Annotated in this window: 1 protein-coding gene and 3 pseudogenes; 2 read left to right on the top strand and 2 right to left on the bottom strand. The window is 57.9% G+C overall.

Annotation, left to right across the window (positions count from 1 at the left end):
* Nucleotides 1-135: pseudogene (locus tag VF639_RS25465) on the top strand (IS200/IS605 family transposase); the annotation flags it as partial.
* A 128-nt stretch (nt 136-263) separates the two neighbouring features.
* On the top strand, nt 264-482 hold the full coding sequence (locus VF639_RS25355; RefSeq protein ID WP_414654696.1) for a hypothetical protein: 219 nt from the start codon (nt 264-266) through the stop codon (nt 480-482).
* 13 nt (nt 483-495) lie between these two features.
* Here VF639_RS25355 and VF639_RS09590 read toward each other — a convergent pair.
* Both VF639_RS09590 and VF639_RS09595 read right to left on the bottom strand, forming a co-directional pair.
* Nucleotides 496-1319: pseudogene (locus VF639_RS09590) on the bottom strand (IS982 family transposase).
* Between the two features lie 36 nt (nt 1320-1355).
* A pseudogene (locus VF639_RS09595) lies at nt 1356-1535 on the bottom strand (hypothetical protein); the annotation flags it as partial.

Here is a 1535-nt window from a genome sequence, read left to right on the forward strand (position 1 = left end):
TATTGGGGCGGTCATTTCCGGGGTATTGGCGAGGGCGCGTGGAGCGTGGGCAACATAACGAATGAGTTGTTAGAAGCGTACCTGAACCACCACAAAGCCCACCCCAACGGAAACGAAAATTTCATTCTGGAATGAGCTACTTGCGTTGCCCTCTTTCCGTCGGCTTTAGCCGAAACCGCCGAATTTTATTCGCTCTCAAACCTGTGGACTTACAGTCCATAGTCGTTTAGTATCTGACCAGTTGCTCCGACGCGCCAGCCGTCCTGATTGAGGCGGTGCGCCGCCACTGGGCGAGTGAGAACAGCCTGCACTGGGTGTTGGATGTCGTCTTCCGGGAAGATGACGCACGCAGTCGCGACCGGATAGCCACTCGGAGCTTTGCCGTCTTACGCAAGTTGGCGTTCAACCTCTTGCAGCAGGGCAGGCACTGCCCAGGTAGCCTGCGGGCGCGCCGTCAACAGGCCGGTTGGAACGATAAGTAACCCAAGTTGGGGATTAAGCGCTTAATTCGGCGAGGGTATGGGTGAAGACAAAGAGCAACAGTTTGAGGGCAAATCCGTGTGCTGTCACCGCATGGATAGACTTGGGGAAGCGCTCCGTAATCTGGCTGATGGTGGTTTCCACGCCCTTGCGAAAAAGCTAATCAGAAAGTTCTGCCACGGTTCGTGCGGCCGTTTGCTGTTGGCCCGCCGGTTGGCCTGCAGTTCTACTTGCTCCACTTCGCGCTACGCCTGCTCCCAATCGTAGTCGGTGTAGGCAGCATTGGCATAGAGCACGCTGCCTTCGGGCAGTTGCGGAGCCAGGGCCTTGAGGCCGGTGATGTCGGCTTCGCGGCCAGCGTGGATGTACAACTCCACCGGCAGGCCGTCGTGCGTCATGACGAGTTGCACCTTGAAGCCATAGAAATAGCGTCGCTTGCTGGCCGAGTAGCCCCAATAGGCCGGGTCCTGCAGCAGCCGGCAACGGGCGATACGGATGTTGTCACACACGGCCACCGGAAACGAGTCGATGAGGTAGCGGAACTCGGTATTCAACGCTTTCAGGTGCTGCCCCAGGGCTAGAAATAGGCTTTTGAGCACGTCATACAGGCGGTGCAACTGGCGCGTAAAGCCACTCTTGTCCAGCGCTTTCAGGCCCCAATGCTGCTGCATATAGTGCCGGGCGGCGGCCAGATTGCCGCCGAAGAAGCGGGCGGCCAGCAAGGCTGTGGTCACCACCTCCGCATCAAACAGATGCCGACGCTTATCGCACCAGCGCGGGTAACAAGCACGCAAAAATTTGTCGAGGAAGCAGTACATTGCAACGGTCTGCTCTGTCATGGCACACGCAGGTTGAAGGGGTCGAATACTTCAAACTTAGCTGTTCCAAGCGGAACAGACTTTTTTGTGCCCTAAAGCCTGTGATGGACTGGTGGGGAGAAAAACGCCTTTTGCCAGCAGGAGTGTGACGCAGGCCAGGAAATGGAACTGCGGCAGGGTGAGGGCCAGCCGTTCGTAGTCGCGAGCCAAGCGGCGGAAGCAGGCGCCCCAGCCGAA

This window comes from Hymenobacter sp. (assembly GCF_036387835.1).
In the GTDB taxonomy this organism is placed as follows: domain Bacteria; phylum Bacteroidota; class Bacteroidia; order Cytophagales; family Hymenobacteraceae; genus Hymenobacter.